18 protein-coding genes are annotated in these 25,737 nt (G+C 37.9%); 7 read left to right on the forward strand and 11 right to left on the reverse strand.

Annotation, left to right across the window (positions count from 1 at the left end; genetic code table 11):
- The 3 genes from leuC to leuB all read left to right on the forward strand — a co-directional run bounded on the left by leuC (position 1) and on the right by leuB (position 3,020).
- Positions 1–1,260: a 3-isopropylmalate dehydratase large subunit gene (leuC, locus tag B9O19_RS09155; protein ID WP_102366130.1), complete on the forward strand. Its 1,260-nt coding sequence runs from the start codon at positions 1–3 to the stop codon at positions 1,258–1,260.
- Between the two features lie 38 nt (positions 1,261–1,298).
- Complete coding sequence (gene leuD / locus B9O19_RS09160) at positions 1,299–1,787, forward strand: 3-isopropylmalate dehydratase small subunit (protein WP_102366131.1); 489 nt, start codon at positions 1,299–1,301, stop codon at positions 1,785–1,787.
- A gap of 156 nt (positions 1,788–1,943) precedes the next feature.
- A complete protein-coding gene (gene leuB, locus B9O19_RS09165; RefSeq protein WP_102366132.1) occupies positions 1,944–3,020 on the forward strand; it encodes a 3-isopropylmalate dehydrogenase in 1,077 nt (358 codons plus the stop codon).
- Between the two features lie 282 nt (positions 3,021–3,302).
- On the opposite strand, the gene B9O19_RS09170 is transcribed toward leuB, so the two are convergent.
- The 4 genes from B9O19_RS09170 to B9O19_RS09185 all read right to left on the reverse strand — a co-directional run bounded on the left by B9O19_RS09170 (position 3,303) and on the right by B9O19_RS09185 (position 13,597).
- On the reverse strand, positions 3,303–9,341 hold the full coding sequence (locus B9O19_RS09170) for a glycoside hydrolase family 3 C-terminal domain-containing protein (protein ID WP_102366133.1): 6,039 nt from the start codon (positions 9,339–9,341) through the stop codon (positions 3,303–3,305).
- A 740-nt stretch (positions 9,342–10,081) separates the two neighbouring features.
- On the reverse strand, positions 10,082–11,347 hold the full coding sequence (locus B9O19_RS09175) for a polysaccharide deacetylase family protein (protein ID WP_102366134.1): 1,266 nt from the start codon (positions 11,345–11,347) through the stop codon (positions 10,082–10,084).
- A 129-nt stretch (positions 11,348–11,476) separates the two neighbouring features.
- Positions 11,477–12,202 (reverse strand): class I SAM-dependent methyltransferase, encoded by a 726-nt coding sequence (locus B9O19_RS09180; protein WP_102366135.1) that lies wholly within the window; start codon positions 12,200–12,202, stop codon positions 11,477–11,479.
- A gap of 519 nt (positions 12,203–12,721) precedes the next feature.
- Positions 12,722–13,597, reverse strand: coding sequence for a hypothetical protein (locus B9O19_RS09185; RefSeq protein WP_245862913.1), 876 nt, complete (start codon positions 13,595–13,597; stop codon positions 12,722–12,724).
- Positions 13,598–13,806: 209 nt separating this feature from the next.
- Between B9O19_RS09185 and B9O19_RS09190 the strand changes: the two genes are divergently transcribed.
- Positions 13,807–14,268 carry a phosphate-starvation-inducible PsiE family protein gene (locus B9O19_RS09190; RefSeq protein ID WP_102366136.1) on the forward strand — a complete coding sequence of 154 codons (462 nt, stop codon included), beginning with the start codon at positions 13,807–13,809 and terminating at the stop codon, positions 14,266–14,268.
- 305 nt (positions 14,269–14,573) lie between these two features.
- On the opposite strand, the gene B9O19_RS09195 is transcribed toward B9O19_RS09190, so the two are convergent.
- The 7 genes from B9O19_RS09195 to B9O19_RS09225 form a co-directional block, all read right to left on the reverse strand.
- Positions 14,574–15,290, reverse strand: coding sequence for an MIP/aquaporin family protein (locus tag B9O19_RS09195; protein WP_102366137.1), 717 nt, complete (start codon positions 15,288–15,290; stop codon positions 14,574–14,576).
- A 133-nt stretch (positions 15,291–15,423) separates the two neighbouring features.
- A complete protein-coding gene (locus B9O19_RS09200) occupies positions 15,424–16,953 on the reverse strand; it encodes a S41 family peptidase (RefSeq protein WP_102366138.1) in 1,530 nt (509 codons plus the stop codon).
- Between the two features lie 50 nt (positions 16,954–17,003).
- Positions 17,004–17,381: a hypothetical protein gene (locus B9O19_RS09205; RefSeq protein ID WP_102366139.1), complete on the reverse strand. Its 378-nt coding sequence runs from the start codon at positions 17,379–17,381 to the stop codon at positions 17,004–17,006.
- 9 nt (positions 17,382–17,390) lie between these two features.
- Positions 17,391–19,094, reverse strand: coding sequence for an arginine--tRNA ligase (argS, locus tag B9O19_RS09210; RefSeq protein ID WP_102366140.1), 1,704 nt, complete (start codon positions 19,092–19,094; stop codon positions 17,391–17,393).
- 119 nt (positions 19,095–19,213) lie between these two features.
- Positions 19,214–19,663, reverse strand: coding sequence for a DUF1934 domain-containing protein (locus B9O19_RS09215; RefSeq protein ID WP_102366141.1), 450 nt, complete (start codon positions 19,661–19,663; stop codon positions 19,214–19,216).
- 11 nt (positions 19,664–19,674) lie between these two features.
- Positions 19,675–20,484, reverse strand: coding sequence for a glutamate racemase (murI, locus tag B9O19_RS09220; RefSeq protein WP_102366142.1), 810 nt, complete (start codon positions 20,482–20,484; stop codon positions 19,675–19,677).
- An 11-nt stretch (positions 20,485–20,495) separates the two neighbouring features.
- Entirely contained in the window at positions 20,496–21,560 is a 1,065-nt protein-coding gene (locus B9O19_RS09225) for a D-alanine--D-alanine ligase family protein (protein ID WP_245862914.1), read from the reverse strand.
- 209 nt (positions 21,561–21,769) lie between these two features.
- On the opposite strand from B9O19_RS09225, the gene spoIIR reads away from it, so the two are divergent.
- From spoIIR to B9O19_RS09240, 3 genes are all read left to right on the forward strand, one after another.
- Positions 21,770–22,408, forward strand: a complete 639-nt coding sequence (gene spoIIR / locus B9O19_RS09230; protein WP_102366144.1) for a stage II sporulation protein R — start codon at positions 21,770–21,772, stop codon at positions 22,406–22,408.
- Positions 22,409–22,488: 80 nt separating this feature from the next.
- A complete protein-coding gene (locus B9O19_RS09235; protein WP_102366145.1) occupies positions 22,489–23,619 on the forward strand; it encodes a GGDEF domain-containing protein in 1,131 nt (376 codons plus the stop codon).
- Between the two features lie 294 nt (positions 23,620–23,913).
- The gene (locus tag B9O19_RS09240; protein WP_102366146.1) at positions 23,914–25,053 is read left to right on the forward strand and encodes a GGDEF domain-containing protein; all 1,140 of its coding nucleotides are present in this window, start codon (positions 23,914–23,916) and stop codon (positions 25,051–25,053) included.
- Positions 25,054–25,737 lie beyond the last annotated feature (684 nt).

Raw genomic sequence — 25,737 nt, forward strand, 5'->3', positions numbered from 1 at the left:
ATGGGAATGACAATGACTCAGAAAATTCTTGCCGCACATGCCGGTCTTGACAACGTTAAAGCAGGACAGTTAATCCGTGCAAAACTGGATATGGTATTGGGAAACGATGTTACGACTCCGGTTGCAATAAAGGAGTTTAAAGCGGCAGGCTTTGAAAAAGTTTTTGATAAGGATAAAGTGTCTATAGTTTTGGATCATTTTACGCCTAATAAAGATATTAAGTCGGCGGAACATTGTAAAATGTGCCGTGAGTTTGCTGTTGAGAGAGATGTTACTAATTTTTATGACGTGGGCGAAATGGGCGTTGAGCACGCACTGCTGCCTGAAAAAGGTTTGGTGGCTCCGGGTGAGGTTATTATAGGAGCCGACTCCCATACTTGTACATATGGAGCGGTGGGCGCGTTTTCTACCGGGGTTGGTTCAACAGATATGGCAGCAGGTATGGCTACCGGTGAGGCTTGGTTTAAGGTTCCGGCTGCTTTGAAGTTTAATCTTACCGGAAAGCCCGGAAAGTGGATTTCAGGCAAGGATGTTATTCTTCATATAATTGGAATGATTGGCGTTGACGGAGCTCTTTACAAATCTATGGAGTTCACCGGAGACGGTCTTAAATATTTATCTATAGACGACCGTCTTACTATGGCAAATATGGCTATAGAAGCCGGAGGAAAGAATGGAATATTTGAGGTTGATGATATAACCGAGGCTTATCTTAAAGAGAGGGTTAGCCGTGAATATACAGTGTATACTGCTGATGAAGACGCAGAGTATGAGAAGGTGTATGACATTGATTTGTCTGAGCTGAAACCAACTGTTGCATTTCCGCATCTGCCTGAAAACACAAAGACAATCGACCAGGTTGGAGAAGTTAAAATTGACCAGTGTGTTATAGGTTCATGTACCAATGGCAGACTTGAGGATTTGGAAAAAGCGGCTGAGGTATTTAAAGGAAGACATGTAGCAAAGAATGTCAGGACTATAATTATTCCGGCCACACAGAAGATATATCGTGAAGCTATGAACGAGGGTCTGTTTGATATATTTATGGACGCAGGCTGTGTAATTTCTACTCCGACTTGCGGTCCTTGCTTAGGCGGACACATGGGTATTCTGGCAGAGGGAGAAAGAGCGATTTCTACTTCTAACAGAAACTTTGTGGGACGTATGGGCCATCCGAAATCCGAGGTTTATTTATCAAGCCCGGTAGTGGCTGCGGCTTCGGCAATCAAAGGTTATATTTGCAGTCCTGATGAATTATAGAAATATAGATTGATACTATAATAAGGAGGTTTTTTCAAATGAAAGCACATGGAACCGTCCATAAATATATGGATAACGTTGATACTGATGTAATCATTCCGGCTAGATATTTGAATTCGTCTGATCCGTCGGAGCTGGCGGCTCATTGTATGGAGGATATAGATTCAGATTTTGTTAATAATGTGAAGCAGGGAGATATAATAGTTGCACGCAACAATTTTGGCTGCGGCTCATCTCGTGAGCACGCCCCAATAGCGATTAAAGCGTCGGGAATCGGATGTGTTATTGCCGCTACTTTTGCCCGGATTTTTTACCGTAATGCGATAAATATTGGTTTGCCGATTATGGAATGCCGTGAAGCGGCAGAAAATATAAATCCGGGTGATGAGGTTGAAGTGGATTTTGATACCGGTGTGATTAAAGATATAACGACTGGCAAGGAGTTCAAGGCGGAACCGTTCCCGGAATTTATAAAAGACATAATAAATAAAAACGGACTGCTTAACTCTATAACTAAAGAGAATTAGTATATATATTAGCGGCGGTATTAGTCATTATTTTATCAGTTGGGTTTTGCCGCCGGAATAATGAATTATTAGATTTTACCATTACAGAAAATAAACAAGCATGATAAGAATGCGGCAAAGGCTGCATTAGTGAATTTGAAAGGATTATGATGTCAGATGAATATTAAATTAGCAGTTGTAAAAGGTGACGGAATCGGACCTGAGATAATTACCGAGGCTGAAAAAGTTTTAGATAAGATAGGTGAAAAATTTGGTCATAGCTTTGAATATACTGATATTCTTGCCGGTGGCTGTGCTATTGATGAGACAGGAAAGCCTCTTCCTGAGGAATCTGTTAAAATAGCAAAGGAGTCCGATTCGGTACTTTTGGGAGCTGTAGGAGGACCAAAATGGGATACTCTCCCTGGCAATCTAAGACCTGAGAGAGCGCTTTTGGGGCTCCGTTCAGAACTTGGACTTTTTGCTAACATAAGACCCGCTAAACTACATGATGCATTGGCAGACGCATGTCCGTTAAAGCCGGAAATATCGAAAGACGGACTTGATTTGGTGATTGTTAGAGAGCTTACCGGCGGATTATATTTTGGCGACAGAGGAAGACGTCACAGCGGCAATGATGGTGAAGAGGCTTATGATGAGTTAAAATATTCTGAAAAAGAAATTGAAAGAATAGGCAGAGTCGCATTTAATCTTGCAATGAAGCGTGACAGAAAGAAAGTTACAAGCGTTGACAAGGCAAATGTTATTGAGACCTCAAGACTTTGGCGCGAAGTAATGCACAAGCTTGCCAAGGAGTATCCTGCTGTTGAGTTTGAGGATATGCTGGTTGATAACTGTGCTATGCAGCTTGTCAGAAATCCGGCTCAATTTGATGTTATAGTAACTGAAAACATGTTTGGTGATATATTGTCTGATGAAGCCAGCATGACAACAGGTTCTATAGGTATGCTTCCATCGTCTTCTTTGGGAGTTGGCACTTTTGGTATGTATGAGCCTATTCATGGAAGCGCCCCGGATATAGCAGGTCAAAATAAGGCTAATCCTATTGCCACAATATTATCATGCGCCATGATGCTTAGAGACAGTTTTGGACTAATGAATGAGGCCAAAGCGGTTGAAAGCGCGGTAACTAAAGTGTTGAACGATGGATACAGAACTGCTGATATAATGGATGAAGGCGGAAAGCTCCTGGGAACTAAAGAAATGGGCGATAAGATTGTTGAAAATCTTTAGTTTTTAATTTGTTTAGAAATAAATTAAAGTTGTAGGGTTGTAAAAGAATAAAGTCGTGATAATAAATTATACAAAAAACTCTATAATTGCGCGAAAACAGCGCTCTTTTCAATGTCAAAGCCTGAAAAGAGCGCTGTTTTTTGTAAAATGTTTTTGAAAAATATAGTATTTTATAGCCAATTTTTGATTTAAATACAATAAAAAATAGGGAACCGAATTCCGGTTCCCTATAAAATTTATGAAAGGAATGAATTTTTAATCTCAAATGCTGCTGACAATAAATTATATCAGTTTGTCTATGCTTCCGAGATTATAAACGTTTGTAAATCCCATTTCTTTTGCCGTTTTCAGTGCCTTTTCAGCTCTTGAGCCGGCGCTGCAGTAGAAAATCAAAACTGTGTCTTTGCTGTAAGCCGAGAGACCTTCTTCAATCGTGTCGACCGGAATATTTACTGAGCCTTCAACAGACTTTTCTGCAAATTCTTCTGCAGAACGTACGTCGACAAATATTCCGCCATTATATACGAGAGTCTCAGCTTCATCGGCTTCTATGGAATCTCCGCCTATGTCGCTCATGTTGATTTCCATATTTTTATTTCCGTCACTAACGTACATTATGCCGTTTTCTATTCTCATCTCTTTAATATCTATGTCCGCAGCTTTTTTTAGCTTGTAGCACTTCATGCAATCAGTGAAAACTATAACTAATCCATCGTCGCATCCTGCATAAAGTCTGCCCTTATATTCAGCTAAATTGTTTATGGTGAACTTATCTCCATATTGAAAATCTATGTCAGATTCATAGAAAAAGTCAGTGCTGAGTTGCATGCGAATGCCGCCTGCAGCTATAGTAAATACTTTTGTTTCGCCGGTCACATCGTTTTTGGTAAGAACCACGTCAGTGTTTCCCCATTTTGTGAACTGTACAGGTCTGTCTTCACCGGCTGCTTCCGTATTGTTATTGTTGGTGTTAGAATCTTGTATGCTATTATCATTTAATTCGGTGTTTGTGTTCGAAGCCGAAGTTCCATAATACTCAACAATTATTGCTGATACAAACTTATTGCTTCCGCTTCCGTAAGTATAAACCGGTGTGGATATATCGGTTATCTCAGCGCTGAAAGCTGTCTTTTTACCAGATACAGATCTTCCGGTTGCCAGTTTAACACCGTTTTGAACAATATATTGTTCGCGTCCTTCTCCGCCGTCAAATAAAACTGTTACTTTACATGGAGCTTTAGGAGTGAAGTATAAACAGCGCTGAGTTTCGTGTCCCATACCGCCTTTCCAAGCTTTTGTAAAGGTATAGTCATAGGTTTTTTCATTTACATCCGTATATGTGTATTTACAGCTGCTGGAGGAATTTTCAAGTGAACTGTATCCGCTTAAACCATTAACTGTTCCATAGGGCTCACCATCTGTTGAATTTGATGGACTGGTTAATTTTGTATAGTCGTAATCCTTGCTGTCAAGTGAATAAACTACTATTTCGCTGTCAGCCGGCGTTTTATATGTTTTTTCTGTTTTTTGACTGAGCGGTTTCATTTCATTCAAGCTGTTCCATATAAATAAGTTGACTTTATCGCCGTCTTTGGCTCCGGTAGAAATTTCATATTCACCTGAGCCGTTAACTTCAGTTGTTAACATATTTTTGAGAGCGCCGTCAGGGCTGTAAAGCGCTGATATCATAGTAACCGGAGATGACAGTGTGCTGCCGCGGTAGCTCAGTGTCACTTTCATATTTCCGTTTGTTTTGTTTAATACTTTATCGATTACATATGGTTCATCGTCATTGTTTTCTATATAATTCATTCTAAAGTAGTCCAAATTGGTTCCGTTAGTCTGAATATAGACGGTTGCGCATCCGTATTTGTCAAGCTTTCCATTTAACAGAGCGTCATTCAGAACTCCGTGGTCAAGATTTAATTCTGCCTCGGACCATTTATTCCAGGCTCCTGTAGCTGGTACGGAAGCTGAGGCAATAAGGTTTTCTGAATTCTTATTTTTATCGAGACTTACGTATATTGTTCCGGCATTTTTGCCCGCATATCTCACTTTTAGACTGTTTAAATTAGAAAGTTTAATCGACTTGTATTCAATCCATGCATCTCCTGTGCTTCCGGCGTCAAGACCGCCGCTGGTACCGGATTGTGCGTCTGTCAAATCTGCTCCGTTACCATTATCGGCATATTCGCCTTCAACTTGCATATTGATTTGAACCATTAGAAGGCCGCAGGTCATTGATTCAATATTGGCTGCTGTTATTTGAACTATTCCGTTTCCGTATACAGTAAGAACACCTGTCTCGCTGTTAATGTCGGCAACTTTTCGGATTGAGTTGTCAAATTTCTGTATCTGCCAAACAAGTTTTGAATTATCAATAGCATTGCCATCTTTATCGTAAGCTTGAAGCTGTATTCCTGTATATGGAGAAGCGTTCGTAACAGTTCCGGCTGCTCCGTCATACATTGGTATTCCGTCTTCGCGATAATCTATAACGCCTTTTTCTATATATTTTGGATTTTCTGATATAATGCTGTAGTCATTTTTTAGATTATCCATAGGTATTGAATTCAGGTCGTTGATTGCTTTAGCAAGTGTTGTGCTTAAATCATCTTTTGTTGTGACTGCATCTAAAGCGGAAACTGCGTTATTGTAAATATCGTCAATCTTTGCAAGATTCGATTCAGAATAAGCCTGTCTGGGAAGTTTATCATATGCTGTTTTGAGGTTTGCTTTCGCTGCAGCTATTTCTTCCATGCTAGGTCTAATTTTTAGTTCATTTACAACTGTGTATGAATCTGATTTTGTAATACCGTTTACAGTGACAGATGCGGTAATTGTTGCGATACCTTCTGTTACCCCTGATGTTACTATACCGTTAGCGTCTACTGCCGCGATGTTTGAATCTGAACTTTGATATATAACATCTGCATTTTTAAGGTCTACCCATACTTCATCTGTCATTATAGCAGAAAGTTTTGAGTCGATTTTTGTTATCGATTCCAAACCTGTACCATCTTCGCGGATTAGACCGTGTACGGTTATACCGTCCGGCATCGTTTTTACAGTTTTTAGAGTTGACTCAAGGGTTCCTGTAACGTTAAAGTTTTTTGTCAAAGCGTTGGCGTCAGAAGCATTTTTACCAATTATTGCGGTATATGTGCCATTAGGAACATATGTTTTTTGATCCTTTTCACTGAATAAGTTTAAGTCTTTAACATTTAATTTAAATTCAACAGTTTTGCTTTCACCGGGAGCTAACTCTATTTTTTCAAATCCTTTAAGCTGTTTAGCAGGTATAATTGAATCTGTTTGCGGATGTGAAATATACAGCTGAGCAACTTCTTTTCCTGATGTAGTTCCGGTATTTTTTATATCTGCGCTAAATGTTAAATTTCCGTTTGCATCTGCATTTTCGGAGGATATTTTCATATTTGAATATTCAAAATTTGTATAGCTGAGACCATAACCGAATGGATAAATTGGGACGCCGGTATAATATTGATATGTATGGCCCGGATTTTTTCCGTCACTTTGGATATTGTAGTCTGTATAGTATCCTTCAATGCCGTCAATAGTCTTTTTGGATGAGTTTGCAAGTTCCATTTTTGAAATATCGGCATTTTTATACCAGGTTGATGAAAGTCTTCCTGACGGATTAATCTGTCCGGTCAATAATTTTCCTAATGCTGTACCTTGCGTTTGTCCATTGTAGCAGGTCCAAAGAATTGCTTTACATTTATTCATGAATGGTTCCACATTCATTTGACCTACTGTCTGCATTACAACAACAGTCTTTTCAGGATAAGCTTCTGCGATTTGCTGAACATGAGCCTCGTGAGATGGAAGATTAATATCATTTCTGTCTTTGGATTCAGAAGAATCCGCGTCTCCAAAACCTTCCTGCTTAGGTATAGTTCCGGCGTATGCGATAATTACATCTGCAGCGTCAAGTTCATTTTTATATGTTTCAACTGAGAATGGAGCTATTGCCGGGCTTGCGGTAATATACATATCTGCAACATCACTATAGCCGCCGTCTTCGCCTGTGTATGCAGCTTCACAAGAAATATATGTGTTAAGGTCAGCTGTAGCTTGTGATGAAACCGATGCTACGGTAGGTCCGCCTTGACCGTATGATATATTAAATGAGCCGCCCATCTGTGTGCCTGTTGCCATTTCAATTTTAACAGAAGCAACATCTTTAAAGTCCACACTTGGGATATAGGCTGAAGCTTTTGGCGTCATATTTACAAATTGTCCGTTTGACAGTGTCATTCCACTAACATTTTTGGCTTTTGAGATATCTACATTTCTTGTTTTTCCATTCTTTAATACAAGAGTGATGCTCTTTACATTAAAGAGTTTTTCATTTTCTGAAACTGCACCAAGATGTTCAACCTCTGTATCTTTATTTACGTTTTTAAATTCCTGAGTGATACCTTCTATCGGAGTAACTGTATCAGTAGGAGTTCCTGAATAATCACCAAGAACAAGTTTGTTTGCTAAGTTTCCCACAACAGCTACCTTGGAGGCTGTATTTTTAACAGGGAGAAAATCATTATCATTTTTAAGCAGAACCCATGACTGCTCAGCCGCTTTTTCAGCTATGTCAACATGTTCCTGTTTCTCCAGTTCGTCTTTTGTAATATCTGAGTATCTTGAGCCTTGGTCAAATTCACCTGTTCTAAATCTCTGCAAGAAAAGATGATATACAACTGTCTCAAGGTATTCTTCACTCATATATCCTTTTTCAACAGCTTCAACACCGTTAGTAGTAGCAGCACATCCTCCGCCTAAATAACATTCTATATCCATACCTGAGAGAAATGGCTGTGCAATGGCTTCTGCGTTAGAAACATTGCTTGAACCAAGCATACCTTGCTTATAGGCCGTATTTTTAATCATATCTTCACCGGCTCCGCAGTCGCTTGTTACATATCCGTCAAAGCCCCAATTTCTTCTTAAAAGGTCAGTTAAGAGATATGGATTTGCAGATGATGGTTTATAGTTATATAAAAGCTTTCCATTTCTATATATTGTTGTAGCGTTATATGACGACATTACTGAAGCAGGCATTGCTTCTTCAGCTATATTTTGGAATACTTTTGTGTAGTAATTTCTAAAATTATATTCAGTCATTACTGATGAGCCGCCGCGGCGGTTCTTTTCGTTATTGTTTGCTGCAAAGTGTTTTAATGTTGAGATGGTTTTTAAATATTTTTCGTCATCTCCCTGCATTCCGTTAACAAATTGTATTCCCAGCTGACCTGTAAGGTAGGGGTCTTCACCGTAAGATTCTTCATTTCTGCCCCATCGTGGATCCCTTGCCATATTTACGGTTGGACTCCAATATGATAAGTCAGTATTCGGATTTTTGGCTCGTGCTTCTGTTGAAGTAGCATCGGCTACTTGAAATACCAAATCACGGTTCCATGTATTTGACATAGAAAGAGGTGAAGGAAAGCTGGTTGCTTTGCCTTGTCTTGCTACTCCGTGCAGAGCTTCTCTCCAATAATTATATGAAGATACACCGAGGCGCGGAATTTCAGATGCTTTGTATCCAATCTGTGAAACTTTTTCTTGAAGGGTCATTCTTGAAACTAAGTCAGCCGCGCGTTCTTCAAATGTGTAATTTGTATCAAGGTAGATTGGTGTTTCCTGATTTGGGTCAGTTGTCGGGGCCGGTGTTGCAGTTGGCAAGTTCGGGTCAGTTGTAGGCTTTGGCGTGGCGGTTGCCGCTTGACTGTTATATAGTTTTACATATATATAGTTTCCGCAGTATGTATTTGCACCTTCGCCAGTAATGTTAAGAGTGATAAGACCTTCAGCATCGGTTGTAGTCAAAGTTTGAGTAAATACATTAAAAGTCTCCCAGCCGCTGGTGTTAATATTGCTTATAGAAGCAATTTCTGTATCTCCGGCTTTTACAACAACTGCAGCGTTTTTCTCGCTGGCAACGTATAAGTCAAGTTTGTCGTATCCGGAATTTTTCAAGTTTACACTTGGCAATGTGAGAATCGCAATACTGTCGTCATTGGTTCTGAGATTATCCGGTCTTAAAATTCCGCCGTGTTCTGAGTCGGTAACAATATCACCCCTGTTGCCTTTAACGGTGATAGAATCTTGTCCAAAATTGAGCATTACCGAACCGTCAGAATTTTGGGTTACCGTTCCATAGTCAATGGCAGCTGTACTTACCTGGTTGTTTTCTGTGTTTGTATTATCTTCAATGCTGACTGCAGAAGCCGATATCGCTACGCATGACAATGCCATTGCCAATGTCAGTATTAAAGCAATACATCTTTTCATTTTCATAAAAATACCTCCTGTTTTTTTATTTTTATTTTATATTTTATACTTGTATTTTAACATCAATCACTGTATAATAACAGTCAAACAAATTATAGTTTTAGTCAATTATTGCTATGTAATGAGTATTTTTGGGCAGGCTTGAAAATGGTTCCATTTTATAAATTTTAAACGTTCTAAATAACTATAAAGCACCTTGAGCGTAAGTTAAGTTTTTATCAGCATTTGCACGAACATATTAATATAATATATATTTTTAATAAGGGTCAGCACATTAATATAGATACAAAAGATTATGTTTAAGCGCCAGTGAGTCTGCTATAATCTTCTCTGACACAGTTTATAAATATTATCGTTTGTTCAGTTTTCCCTTCAGACACTTTTAACAGAGCTTTTAAAAGTGTCTATAATATGTCTCTATGATAATATAAGGGAAGTAGAGGAGAACTTTATAAATATAATGATCAAAATTAATGTTTTTTAATGCGGATTAAGCTGCATAATGTTTGGAGCAAGTTGTGATATTTTAAATTGTTTCTAAATAAAATTATAAATAAAAGATAATTTTAAAATTAAAAGTGTTTATAGCAAACAGTTTTATAAGGCAGGATAATAGAAAAAACAGCTCTTAAATTTAAGCCGTTTTGGCAAAATTAAGAACTGTTCATATATGTTTTGATTCAATTTATTGTTTGATAACTATTTTTCTGCAGTTTATTTTTTAACATAAATATTGTTTGCTTAACTTATACCCAAATTTCATCTAAGCTTCCGAATGTGTAACCTTCGGATAAGATATATTGAATAAGACGATCGAGAACGTTTGCGTTATCAGATGAACATGCGTGAAGCAGCATTACTGCGCCGTCATGAAGATATGGCGCTATTTGCGTGAATGCTGTATCAGCTCCTTTTTGATTTGCAGTATCCCAATCTGAGTATGCAAAACTCCAGAAAACTGTTTTATATCCCATATCATCCGCAAGCTGAAGAGTACGGCTGCTGTAGCTTCCTTCAGGAGGTCTAATATAATTCATATTAACTCCAAACATTTCAGCAAATCTATTGGATAACTCTGAAATTTGATAAGCTGCGGATTCGGGAGAGACTGTCGGAAGGATAGGATGTTTAAAAGTGTGATTTCCTACTGTATAACCATAGTCCAGCATTCTTTCAACTAACTCAGGGCTTTCTTTTAGATAATCGCCTGTAATAAAGAATGCTGCGGGTATATTATATTTGTTTAAGACGTCAATAATTTGATTTGTGTATCCTTCCTCATAACCTTCGTCAAACGTCAAATAAATTTTTTTAGGTCTTGCGGTGTCTCTAAATATTACCTTATGATTTGAGATTAAAGAAACCACGCTGCTGTCTATCTCAGAATAGCCGGGCGCTTTTCTAAACCACCAATCGTTTCTGGTGTTATCTATATTGTAATACGATGAATAATCGGATATAATAGGTTTTGGTTCGGGAGAGGCTTTTGCCAGCGGCTCATAATCAGTTGAAGAAAACGCGTTTATCCAAGCTTTCATAGCCTTAAGCTCAGGAACCCAATAGACTTCGCCAACTTCATTAAGTTCTTCCAGACGTATGTAAGAGGAGCCGCATGCGTTATATACATCAATGCTTTTTCCGTTAAAAATCAGCCTAGTGTCATTCAATGTGTAACGTGAATATTGTATGCCGGTTTTTTGGGCCGGGAGCATAACGTTATCTATGCCGCTAATCTGAGTTTGATTATTTTCTGAAGTTTTTAAATCAAGATTAGCAGTGCGCGTTTCTTCATCCCAGCTCACGTCGAAACCATAGTGTTCCAAATCGCGGACTTTAACAACAATATATCCGGTGTCAGAAGCATATGCAGGTATAGGATAGTGGTTGATATATGCTGAAATATCGGTATATAATAAACGTCCGGTTACTGAATCAGCAGATACTGGGAAAGTATATACTGATGATGTAATGAATATCATAAAAGAAACTAAGAGCATACTGATTTTTTTCATAAGTACCACCTTTTATATAATGTTTAATATGTTTCCGCATAAAAAATGCGGGTTGTGTTTAAAATTTAATGATGTAAAAATATTTGCAGTTATAAAAATATTTTTATCTATACGAAGACTTCTGCTAACTTATTTTTTGCATTTTACAAGCAGCATCATTGGTCTTCTAAGCTCGTCCGACATTCCGGGAATATCCATCATTTCAGGCGGCGGAACCGCTTCCTGAACCGCCTCGAGCTGAAATCCTGTTTTTATTAAACCCATTAATATTTGGGTCAGAGTATGATGCTGTTTAGCTACTTCTTTACCTAAGAAGTTGGTTTGCCGCTCTCCTGTATAAAAATAATTGTCTATTGGCCAGTATTGAATACTGCCGTCAGAGCCATAAATCCATTCCTGATTTACGCTTCCGGTGAAAATCGGGTGCTCGATATTAAATATAAAAGTTCCGCCGGGTTTTAATGTTCTGTATACTTTTTTGTAAATCTCATCAAGGTCATTTATATAATGCAGAACGAGATTTGAAACTACGCAGTCAAATGTGTTTTTCGGATAAGAGAAGTTATCCAAGCCGCATACTTCATACTTGATTTTAGGGTCGTTATTTTTCTTTTTTGCTTCCCGTATCATGTTTTCGCTTAAATCAATACCCAAGATTTGTTTGGCTCCGTTTTCTGCCGCGTATTTGCAGTGCCAGCCATAACCACAGCCTAAGTCAAGAATAGTTTTGTTTTTCATGTCCGGAAATAATTCTTTTAACTGGTGCCATTCGCCTGCTCCGCCAAGACCTTTCCGACTTCGAGGCATTTTTGAATATTCTTTAAAAAAATCTTTGTTGTCATAAATATTATTCATTTTGTCTTTCCTTTTTTCAATCGGAGATTAAATATATCTCTTATTATAGTTTTTTAAGTTTTTTAGTGAAAAAATAACTCCGTTTGATTATTTAAATCTTGCACTGATATGAAACAGTCTGATAGTCTCGCTGCTAAGTTCACAATCACTGGTAAAACCATAACAGCCTTTATAGCCCATTGCTCACATTCGTGCAGTAGTTTTTTGAGTATCCTTTAGCACGGAAAATTTCTTTGTATAAAAATTCATTCAAGATACCCAATCGGGCAAATTTCAGTTCCTTCAAAATAATCATATCATAATTGGCATTGGACAAATCCAACATGCACCTATTTTTCAAAAATGAGAAAGAAAACAGAGTTTTTGGGGAGAGATAATCTCTGAAAATTCAGTTTTCAAAGATTTTATTATATGATTATCTAAAAGCATTGCGGTCAAATTTGCCTGTATATCCAGGCAGATAGAGTTGCATTTCTAATCATTTTGAAAAGTCACCTTTCAAACGCTTTAAGTGATATGCTATTTTTTATCTTTTTTATTTTTAATCTCATCTTTTCTGGCTCTCAGCATAGCCTCGGTTGCCTCTATTTCTTCTTCAGTTTTAAGCTGCGGAATAAAGCTTGACGCAACCTTTCCCTTGCCTCGTGTTCTTATATAGAAAAATCCAAAAATAGAGAATATTATTGCGCCGAGACAGTTAACCAACATATCTTTCATTGTGTCTATTAAGCCAATATCCAAATATGAACCGGTTATGGCATAATCCTGCGGAACACCGTTTATCGTTCCCGATATGACCGTTTTGGTAATATCTTTTATTATGATAGGGTCGTTTAACCCGCTGGGGTTCAGCAAGACAGAGGAAATGTTTGGAACATACCAGTCTTTTTGCATGTCGGTCAGAAAAAACTGATCCATTCCATATTCAAAAAACTCCCAAATGACGCCTATAGTCATGGAAAAGCAAAACGCCACAAACGCTACGAAAAGAGGAGACATATTGATATGAAAGTGCGGGTCCTGATTAAGAATATCTATCATAGCAAAACCTATAGCGGCCATCATAAATCCGTTTATGGTATGAAGGATTGTATCCCAAAGCGGAATTATTGTATAAAAGCTTTGAATTTCGCCTAAAATTTCGGCTGAAAAAATAAAAAACATTATTACGGCCTCAAGAGCAATAGGCAGTTTTATATTTAATTTTCTGTCCACAAATGATGGAATCATAAATAAAATCAAGGTCAGTACGCATGTAAAGACATTTGCATAGTTTTCCATAAAGAACTGTCTTACCATAACCAAAATGACCAAAATACTAAGTATAGTATGAATTATTTTTCTTTTATCCCGCTTCTTTTTAAGAGATACGTCTTCATTATTAATTCTTCGCATAATCTCTCCCCTTTTGAAATTACAAATATAGTCTAATTATATCAAGTTTAGTCATCAAAGTCAATTATATATATTTTACTGCCGGTAAAGATAAATTTTAAGACAAAATATAACTGTTTACTTTTATTGTTCCAAATGTTATAATTTATTTATTAAATTAATATGTTTGGTATTATATTAGTATGTAGATATATTGGGAGGGAAAGGATATGAGGCAAAAGATACAGAAGAAGATGTTTGAATTTTGTTATCTGCTGGAACTTTTAATTTCCTGCGTGATAGGTATAGCAGTTGTGATTTTAGGCGTCAGATTATTCCTTGAGATGATAAACCTCAGCGTGTTCAGCGGCGGGGATAAAATATTAGAGACTATTCTTGACAAGGCAATGATACTTGCTATCGGCGTAGAGTTTATAAAAATGCTTTGCCGGCATACTCCCGAAACAGTGGTGGAAGTTCTTTTGTTTGCGATTGCCAGACAGTTGGTTCTGGTTCATAAATCAGCTTTGGATATTCTTATTGAAGTGGCGGCCATTGCAGCGCTATTTGCTATAAGAAAATATTTATTGACCAAGCGCGATGAGAGGGAAAGCGTTGGTGATACTGGAAAGTCTAAATTAAACTTTTTTAAGAAAGAGGAAGAAGAGAACAAAAAAGTTGATATTCTATGATAATTTAAAATTTCGCCTGGCTGAATGTCAGGCTTTTTTATTAGATTTATTTTGTGTTTTAAATTATAAATGGGTGTCGGCGGAAGGTAAGATAATTCTATATTCTCAATAATGATACTGCTGCTTAGCGATGTAAACAAGATTTAAAAAATAACCTTAATGTTTGCATATTTGAATTATTGACACTATAGGAATATCAAGCAGCAGTAGTAGTTTGCCGCATTGAGTTTTTTATGTGAACTAAATAGTTGTGTAAAAACGGCACGCTATATATTATAGCATGCCGTTTAATATTTAAACTGTATTTATTTTTTATTCGATGGTGCGATAACTTTATAAACTAATGCCGCTAAAATTCCTCCGACCAGAGGAGCAACAATGAACACCCAAACCTGTGCCATAGGCAGGCTCTTTCCTGCAAACAGCATTATAAGCGCCGGTCCGAAACTTCTCGCTGGGTTTACTGAAGTGCCTGTGAATGGAATACCTAAGATATGTACCAGCGTAAGGGTAAGCCCTATTACTAAACCGGCAACAGCGGCGTTTTCTATTTTAGACGTAACGCCGATAATAGCTATGACAAATACGAATGTCAGGATTACTTCAACCAGGAATGCCTGCCACATTCCTATGCCAAGAGCGCTTGCTTCACCAAATCCGTTTTGACCCAAACCATTCTCGGTTCCTAAAAGTAAAGCTAAAATTGCAGCTCCGGCTATACCGCCTAAAAATTGTGAAATAAGATATCCGATATAATCGTTTACCGTCATTTTACCCGAAACCAGCATACCGGTTGAAACTGCCGGGTTGATATGACAGCCTGATACGTTTCCGATAGAATATGCCATGGCAACAATTGATAAACCAAAAGCAAATGCTATCAGTAATGTAGAAAGCGCCAGCGCGCTGCCGGTCATAACCAAATTGGCGTCACCAATCAGATTGTTGGCAGCAACAGCGCTGCCGCAGCCAAAGATGACCAATACGGCCGTTCCTATAAACTCAGACAAATACTTTCTCATTTTACTTCCTCCTCTAAAGTTTTATTTATTAATATATATTTAACTTACAGATGGTATTATACCATATTTTTCTAAGAAGTTCAATAAAAAAAGACGGCAATTCAGCCGTCTTTTGTTAAATTTGTATTACTTTTTATTCAATAATTTCAGCTTTTAGTCCAAAATGCTTGAATGCGGCTTCGAGCTGGTTGTCAACAATTACTGTAGTGTTCTGTAGCGCGTTATACAACTCTCTTTGTGTTGTTAAGTCAAGCACACCATATGGGAAGAGCTCCTGATTGTTTTGGAACTGGGCTACAGCGCTTTCGAGTTCGCTGTCAAAATACGGGTCATTGATGTTTCCGTTATACCTGCCCCAGACATTCAGTATCTTTTTAGCTTTGGATATATTAGCATCGCTATCGCCGGGATTATATATTCTGCTGTAATCAAAATCCTCGTAACCTGAATAATCAAACGGCACGGAACCATTCTCAACAACGGCGTCGGGCGTTATTCCTATTTTATCAATATTTTCTCCGCTCGGCGTCAGATAATATGCGGCAGTATATTTCATAGCTTCGCCGTCTTTTAATGAGACGCTGCTCTGAACTGTCCCTTTACCGTAAGTTTTTGTTCCAATCAAAACTCCAACTTCATTTTCTTTTATTGCGGCCGCTAAAATTTCAGAGGCGCTGGCAGAGTATTCATTTACCAATACAACTACGTCATTTTTCTGAGTTCTCTCATTGTTAGACTTGTATGTAATATCAAAAAGATCAACTTTGTGGTCCTCAGTAACGATTACGTTTCCATTCGGAACAAAGTAGTTTGCTACTTTTACCGCCTGGGTTATATAACCACCACCATTATCGCGGACGTCTATAATAATATTATTTATATTCTGACTGTCAGCCTCCTTAACGGCAGCGTCAAACTGGTCTGATGTATTGTCCATAAAACCATAGATTTTTATATACATAACTTTAGCTGAATTCTGTTCGTTCTGTTCATCGGGAGCGGAAACAATTTTATACGCCACAGATTGTTTCTCACCGATTTCTTCTCTGGTCAAAGTGAAGTACAAAACATCGTCGACACCTTCACGTAAAACTCCGACGGTCACAGGGGATCCAACCTGACCTCTGATATATTTCTGTGCAACTTCTATGCTAACGCCGAGAAGATTATTGCCGTCAGCGCTGTAGAGTATGTCTCCTGTCAGGATTCCGGCTTTAGCTGCCGGAGAATTTTCATATACTGAACCTACTATCAGGTTTCCGTTCGATTCATTAAATGTTATTCCAATACCGCCTACAGCTCCTTCAAGCTGTGAAATAAACTGTTCAAATTCTCCGCTTTTATAAAAGACCGAATGTTCATCTATTGAGCCTAAAATCGCGCTCATAACGGTTTCATAAAGTTCCGGATGCTGTTTTAATATCTCAAGCAGTCCTGCTTTATATAATGAGAGCTGGTTAACACCATCCTTAGCATAGACAGAAAGATAGTCTATAACCTGACTTACGTAATCAGATATAAATTCCCCGTTTTGAGACTGATCTGCAGGAGCCGCAGTCGAAACAGCTGTTTCAGGCTCGTCCGCCGTTACGGTTCCGCCAAATGGGAGAACCAAACAGGAGGCCGCTATCGCAGCGGCTAACAATCTTTTGAAATTTTTCATTTTATACCTCCTAAAATAATAAGGGGCAGAAAGCCCCCATAAAATTTATATTATATTGTAGTTACTGATACTATTCTATAACCGCCGCCGGCAAGAGTGGCTACTGTAACTTTTACATTCATATCCAAAAACCATGCAAGGGAACTAAGGTCCAGTTCTTCGCCATTGCTTCCGTTTTTGATATTCCCTCCAAAGGCAGGAATTTCAGTATATTCAAGCTGTGCGGCAATAGCAGTGTTTTCTTCATTCACAATTACAGGTTTTACATTTTTAAGAACGATTCCCTCATCTTTCCAGTCAGATAAAAACAGAACACCGGTATATGACGATAGGTTCGTTATTATCTTGTTTTCATCAAACGCAAAGGCCGGCATGGCTGAAACTATTATTAATGCGGCAATAAGCAGTCCTGCTGTTAGTTTCTTCATAAGCACCTCCTACATTTTTTCAGGGGCAGTAATCTTAAGCATATTCAGAACCCCTGCAATAACTTGTCTTGTGCAGTCAATCAATTTCATTCTGCAGTCACGCAGGTCTTCATCCTCAACGTTAACACGGCAGGCATTATAAAACGTGTGGAAAGCGGAAGCCAAATCCATAACATAACGCGTCATTTTTGACGGCTCCAAACTTTCAGCCGATATTCTTATCTCCTCAGGCAAATCGCTGAGCTTCTTTAATAAATCCAGCTCGGTTTCATCAGTTAAAAGTTCGGGCTTTATTTCGGCGTAAGGTTTGACGTTAATTCCCTCTTCACTCAGAAGTCTCAGTATTCCGCAAATCCTGGCGTGCGCATACTGAACATAAAATACCGGATTGTCATTGCTTTGTTCCTTTGCAAGGCTGAGGTCAAAATCCAAATGGCTTCCGGCGCCTCGCATATTAAAGAAAAATCTAGCCGCGTCAATGCTAACGTCTTCTAAGAGGTCGTTCAGAGTTATTGCCTTTCCGGTACGTTTAGACATTCTGACAATCTCTCCGTCCTGCATAAGACGGACAAGCTGCATAAGCACAATTTCCAGTCTGCCGGAATCAATTCCTACTGCTGAGAGCGCGTTTTTCATTCTGGCAACATGGCCGTGATGGTCGGCTCCCCAAATATTTATAGCAAGGTCAAAATTTCTGGTTTCAAGTTTGTTTATATGATAGGCAATATCTGCGGCAAAGTAAGTAGGTATTCCGTTTTGGCGGACAAGAACCTCATTCTTTTCCAGTCCCATCTTTTCACAGTTCAGCCAAACAGCGCCGTCTTCATCATAAGTATATCCGTTTTTGCGCAGACGTTCAATTGCAGACGTTACCTCGCCGTTCTTGTGAAGAAGGCTTTCTCTGAACCACACGTCATAATTGATTCTATATTTTTCCAAGTCAGTTTTGAGTGCTGATATATTTTTTTCAAGCGCATAATCTATCAAAGCCTGCTTGCGTTCATCTTCGCCGCAGTCCAGGTATTTGTCTCCATAAAGCTTTATAAACTCTTTTGCGTGTTCGGTTATGTCTCCGCCCTGATAACCATCTTCAGGGAATTCAATTGCATCCTCGCCTTTTAACTGCTGGATATAACGGGCACTGAGCGACTTGCCGAACTTTTCAATTTGGTTGCCGGCGTCGTTTATATAAAATTCACGCGTTACATCATATCCGGCGTATTCAAGCACGGAGGCCAAACAGTCACCGAGAGCTCCGCCGCGGGCGTTGCCCATGTGCATAGGACCTGTAGGATTTGCGCTGACAAACTCGACCATCACCTTTTTGCCTTTGCCGAGATCAATCTTTCCGTAATCACTGCCTTCTTTTTCGATAGATTCCATAGTTCTGTACAGCCAGTCAGGGGCAAGGTAAAAGTTTATAAATCCGGCTCCTGCAACCTCGATATCTTTTATATCTCCGGACTTGTCAATATTCGAGGTTATAGCGTCTGCAATTTTTCTAGGCGCGGTTTTGAGCTGTTTTGCCAAAACCATGGCTATGTTGCAGGCAAAATCTCCGTGAGATTTGTCCTTAGGCACCTCAAGTTTAGCAAGGCTGCTTATATCTATATTTTCATCGGTTTCAGGCAAACTGCCGTTTGATACGGCCTCTTTATAGCCTGCGCTGATTTTTTCGATTATTTCACTTTTTATACCGTCTATGATACTCATTCGGTTTTCCCCTTTGTAATCGTATATAGTTTTATTATTAAATATTTTCCGCCGACGGTTTTCTATTAAATTCCGTTTCGCATTTCAACACAGAAACATCAGAAAACCGGAGCGGACAACTAATTAATTTCAGATTTTGATTCCGTGACGCTGTCTGTTCTAACTGTAACCGTCATATTATTCTTTATAAAATTTTGGTTGTCGGCGTCTAAAAGATAATTCATATTGAGAGTTCCGCCGTTATCGCCAAAGTCAAAATTTATATTTTCGGTAGTTATTGCGGCGCCGACTTGTCCATACGGCGTATTTATCAGACAGAGACTTTTTTCACCTGTCAGATAATTCATTTTTGAAGTATAACGTCCGCTTCTGCGAACGCTCACGTTACCGTCGCTGACTTTTATGGTAGTGGTCGTATCTTCAAAACCGGTCATGTCGCTTTCATCATAAATTATATATATTTTATTGTTTCTGATAGCATACTTGCCGACTGTATCGAGAGCAATTGTCTCCTGCTCACCGTCTAACTCCTGGTTTGTGCGTATGGATATAACTGCATTGTTTTCCATATTTTCACCTCTCAGTATTTTTCTATATCAATTTTTGCAACGTCGCCCTCAATTTTTTTAGAGAGAAAAAGGCTTCCGAGTTCTTCAAATCCGTGAACTGTGTCGCTGACATAATATTTTGCACCGCCAATCTCATTGCTGCCGGACAGAAGTCTGTGCATTTCCATTATCCTCTTAGCCTCACCGGCCGCAGCGGCGCCTGAATCAATCAAGGTCACGCCGTCCCCAACCACATCTTGTATTGTCTTTTTCAGCAGAGGATAGTGGGTACAGCCCAGTATAATGGTGTCAACATCATTCTTTAGCATAACGTCAAGATATTCCTCCGCAAGCATTCTCGCTATCTTAGAATCAGAATATCCATTTTCTACCACCGGAACAAACATAGGGCAAGCATTAGATATGACTTTTATTTCGGGATTTAAGTTCCCGATTTTTTCGGAATATTTTCCGCTGTTTATTGTTCCGCTGGTGCCTAAAACTCCAATGCGTCCGTTTTTGGTAGCATTCACTGCCAATTTTGAGGCAGGTTCCACCACTCCGATAATATCGGTGTCGTATTCTGTTGTGATATGCGGAAGGGCGGCGCTGCTGGCGGTTCCGCAGGCTATGACTATAAATTTTATATCAAATTTTCTTAAAAAATTTATGTCTTGCCGCACATATTTTACTATAGTAGCGGAGCTTCTTGTGCCGTACGGAACTCTTCCGGTATCGCCGAAATAAATTATGTTTTCATTCGGCATTATCTTCATGACCTCGCGGACACATGTAAGACCTCCTAGACCGGAGTCAAAAATACCTATTGGTCTATTATCCATTATATATCACCTTATTTATTGTTTTTGTCTAGGGCGTAATTTATAAGGTTGTCAAGCAGTTTAAAGTTGCCGACACCGCTCTTTTCCCACATTTTAGGGTACATACTTATGGAGGTAAAGCCTGGGAGAGTGTTTATTTCGTTTAATCTGACTGTGCCGCTCTCTTTGTCAACAAAAAAGTCAACTCTAGACAGACCGCCGCATTCGCATATTTTATACGCTCTTATCGCATAGTCTTTGAGTTTGGCTTCAACGTCTTTGGTCACATTGGCAGGTATGGTTATTTTGGAACTGCTGTCATTATACTTAGCATCAAAATCATAAAACTCATTAGCCGGAGCAATCTCACCAATATTTTCGGCAACCATAGGGTCTGTGTTTCCTATGACCGCGCTTTCAACCTCGCTTGCGGCAACGAATTCCTCAATTAGAACTTTACTGTCATGTTCAAAGGCGAGATTCACACCTTCGATAAGCTCTTCTCTGTTATGCGCCTTGCTGATACCCACAGATGAGCCTGCGTTTGAAGGTTTTATAAAACAAGGGAAGCCCAGTTTTTCTTCAACATTTTTTATCCAGTTATCATTTGAAATATCCGAGGTTCTGACGGTAATCCAGTCTGCTTGGGGTATCCCTGCTTCTTTAAACAGAATTTTAGCCACGCATTTGTCCATACATACAGCGCTGCCTAGAACTCCTGAGCCAACATATGGGATGCCGGCAATTTCAAATAGTCCCTGTATCGTTCCGTCTTCGCCGTTTTTGCCGTGGAGAACAGGGATAATAACGTCTGTTTTTATATTTTCAATGTCTCCATTATTTTTAAATCTTAAAAGCCCTTTATCGCCGCGCGATGGAGAAATGATGGCCTTGTCATATTCTCCGGCCGGCAGAGTGGATATTTCAGACGTTGGTTTATCAAAATAAATCCAGTTTCCTTCAGTATCAATAAAAATCTTATGTATATTATATTTGGCAGTATCAAGAGAGTCAATAACCGTAGCGGCGGATATCTTGCTGATTTCATGTTCGCTTGACACGCCGCCGAAAATGACGCATACGTTTAATTTTTCCAAATAAATAACCTTCTTTCCAAAAAGTTTCATGTTATTGCGGATTTGACAGCCGCAGCACTAAATATCTATTTTAACATATTTCGCGATAATTTCAATAGGTATAATTTATAAAAATATGTTAAAAATCTATAACATGATATAACTTATGGAAGAATAGGAAGTTTATTACATTAAAATTTTAAAGAGCAAAAGTTTTAGGAGGAAGAATTATGCCAAAAGTAAATTTGATGAGAGTATTCGGAGTTATCTGCGCTGCCGCGCTGGTTCTTGTCACAGCAGTTTCTTATATTTCGTGGCAGGTCAACGATATTGAGGATAGTGTGCTCAGATTACATATCGTTGCAAACAGTGACTCAGATGAGGATCAGGCGCTTAAACTTAAGGTTAGGGATGAAGTGGTGGACAGATGCGGATTTTTGTTTGAAAACTGTGTTTCCGCGGAACAGTCAATCAAAACCGCCGCTGATAATATAGGATTTATAAAATATGTTGCTGAGCAGGTCATAACCGAAAATGGTTATAATTATGATGCCGACTGTCAGGTTACGCAGTGTTCTTTTCCCACAAAACAATATGAGCGGCCGGGAGATAGTGTGGTATCACTTCCAAGAGGGGAATATAATGCGTTAAACATAAAAATAGGCGCCGCCAAAGGGAAAAATTGGTGGTGTGTTATGTATCCTCCGCTATGCTTTGTTGACGGGGTTGCAAGCGTTCCGGATGAGACGGACGAGCTTTTAAAATCCCAGCTGACTGCGTCTGAATATGAGCTGATAACCGAGTCAGACCGTCCGGAAATAAAAATAAAGTTTAAAATTGCGGAACTTTTAGGCGGACAGCAGGACTGAGCCGGCGTTCATAATATTTAACTATTGATATTTTTCACCCAATATGTTATAATTTACTATATTTCTGCGGGGTGATACTGATGAAAAATATTAAATACAGACTGGCGAATTTGTTAGGTCTTAATACTGACGCGTCTTTGTTTGAAATAAATCATGATGAAATACAAAAAACAAACCTATTGTTTTTGCAGCAGATTTCTTTTACATCGGGTTTAATTATGCTGCTGCTTTATCTTGTTAGTTTAGTTTTGCCGTCTATAGCCGATTTGAGAATGACTTATTTTATGGAATTTTTAGTTTCGGCAATTATATTTGTTTTAACCTGCGTGGCTTTTGACGCACTGCTGCCGTATTCGCTTGTGCTGACATATTTTTTGACGTCGGTGATAATGGCGTATGGCGCGATAGCCGGGATTTATCAAACTCCGGAAGGCACTGCAACGGCTTTTATTGTTTTGATTTCGTTTTTGCCAATGCTTATATTTGATAAACAATCCCATGTTCTGCCTTTTTCGGTGGTTTTATGGCTGCTTTTCTGTGGTGCGACATTTATGCTTAAAGATTTTAAATATTCTTCATTTGATATATTGAATTCTTCCGCAGGACTTTTAATGGGTATCTTAATAAACGCTAAGATATTTAAAATAAGAATAAGCGGAATAAACAGCAGCAGGATTTTGGCAAGGCAGACACAGGTTGATGAACTCACGGGTCTGCCTAACTATAAAAAGCTGCTTGAGGATTTGTCGGGAAAGAACGATACGAGGATTGCAAAATCTCTCTGCAGTTTGGCTATTATTGATATAGATATGTTTAAAGAATACAATACAAAATATGGACGGGAAATGGGAGATAAATGTCTTAGAAAAATAGGTAATTGTATGCTGAAGATTTCTGACCCGGGTGAACTTATCGTCTACAGGTATGGCGGAACAAGTCTTGTTGCCGTCAGTCTCATACATGATTATAAGGGAATACAGCGGGTGTGCCAGGGCTTGTCCGTCCTTATAAAGGGTCTTAATATTGAGTTCCAGGGAACTGAGGAAGAAAAGATTACAGTAAGCTGCGGTTATACCGACGTTGTGGAATGCGAGTGCGACGAGTTTGAGAAGCTTCTGGACATGGCTGGCGAAGCTTTGCAGCAGGCTCGCAAAGACGGAGGAAACTGCAGCGTCGGCTACTTACAGGTAAAAGCGCTTAAGGAAAGTTAATTTATAATATGCGGAATATAATAACATAATTTGGGTGAAGCTGTTTGATTCATATGAACTTATTGGTTGGTGAATTGAACAGCTTTTTGTGTATGAAAAAATAATTTAAAAAGACAGCGTTTGGTTAAAAATGTATTTAAAATAGTTGAAATTTGTGGTGTTGCTTTTTAATAAATACAAGTTGTCTTGAACTCTGTTAGTTGTGTTTTTCATTTAAAAATTGGAATTATAGTTGTCGTTTTTAATAATAGAATTCTATATTTTAGTAAATATTTGTTAAAGGGGGGGGTTGTTATGAAATTTAAAAACCTGTATACTAATGAGGTATATAAAGAAAAGCAATTGCTGGCTGATAATTATGAAAAAGTTGTTGATAGTAATAATGACTTTACAAAGGTTATACTTAAAATAGGCGGATTTTGCTTTTTTATGCTTTTTATTACGTCTATGTTTATACCATCATATTACAATCTGAGAATTGTATATTTTAGCGTATTTTTGATTTTAGCAGCTTTTTATCTTTTGATTAAACTTCGTGAGAAGTATGTTGGGATTTGGAGCATTTACGTCGTTTTCACAGCTGCGGTTGTATGTTTCACTCTAACAGGCTCTTTTATTACCCCAAATGATATTGGGGTTATGGTTTTGGCGCTTTTACTTACATTTCCTATTATTGTACTTGATAAATCAATTAGAATAATACTTACTGAGTTTTTTTTCTTGGTATTTTATATTAGCATGATTTATTTACATAAAGCGCCGTCGCTGGTTATTGATGAAATAGTTAATTCAATTTTTTCTTTTGTGTTAGGAGTTACCTTAGGTGAATATTTTAGAATCGTCAGACTAAAAAATTTTGAGCTTGAAAGGCAAGCTCATATTCGTGAAACGACAGATGTTCTTACACAGCTTTTTAATAAGCGTAAACTTTTTGATTTTTTTATTGAATATGAGAATGGTGTTTATAAAGAACCAGTTACAGCTATGTCGATACTGGATATTGATGACTTTAAACTATATAATGATACTTACGGACATCAGACCGGAGATGATTGCCTTAGACAAATCGGGTTATGTTTAAAAAAATTAGAAGGGATTTATCATTTAACTTTTTATCGATACGGAGGTGAAGAATTTGTAGCGGTTTTACATGATCCTGATATTGCGGATATAAGCAGTGTGTTCGAAAAAATAAATCAAGCCGTTCGGAATTTAAATATTTCACATTCTGCTGTAAGTAAAGGTGTTGTTACTGTTAGTATTGGAGTGGTACCTATAAAATATAATTGTAAACCAAATTTTGAGCAATTGCTTGATAATGCCGACAAAGCGTTGTATTCAGCAAAACGAACCGGAAAAGATAAGACTGTAATATTTTGTGATGATTTTAATGAACCTGATATTCATGGACATTACAGCAAAGTTCATACATAAAAGTTAAAAATATAAGTTATAAAATGTTTTAAAAATGAAAATTCTGTAAATTTACGGTTACATGGTCAAATATATCAATAGATAACTAAGTATAAATATAAAAATAACTTTATATAAAAAATAGAAAAATGATATATTTAAAGTATAATATAATAGTCAAGTGAATATTTTTATAATAAAATTTGCGGCTGAAATAAATTTCAGCCGCAGTTTATTAATTTAGGCGTTTAATAAATGTATAAGAATTAGAGCGCCGCAGAGGTTTAATCGACCTAATAAAGTATCTTTATTTTCCAAATAAAAAATTGGTTCTTATTGTTTTGTTTAATTTATATATATAAACTATGATGCTAAAACTCTAATTATTATTTAATAAAATCTAAAATTTATCCGCTGCCGGCATGTCTTGCTGTAGTTTTTGCAGAGTAAAGTCCAATAAGTAGATGACAAATTATAAAAAGACTCTTGTTAGAAAAACAGAAAATAATCTGAAATAGTAAGTTTTTTAATTTATTTTATATGAATATTTGATGTACATGATTAAAATAACATAACAAAAACCATAATAAAGGATTGTAAACAGGCAATTGACAACGCGTAGGTATTTGTAATACATAATAAAAATTTGGTAATACTAATATTCGGTTAACACTTTATTACAAATCAAGCAAAATTGACACAAAA

It is taken from the genome of Monoglobus pectinilyticus (genome assembly GCF_002874775.1).
Lineage (GTDB): Bacteria > Bacillota > Clostridia > Monoglobales > Monoglobaceae > Monoglobus > Monoglobus pectinilyticus.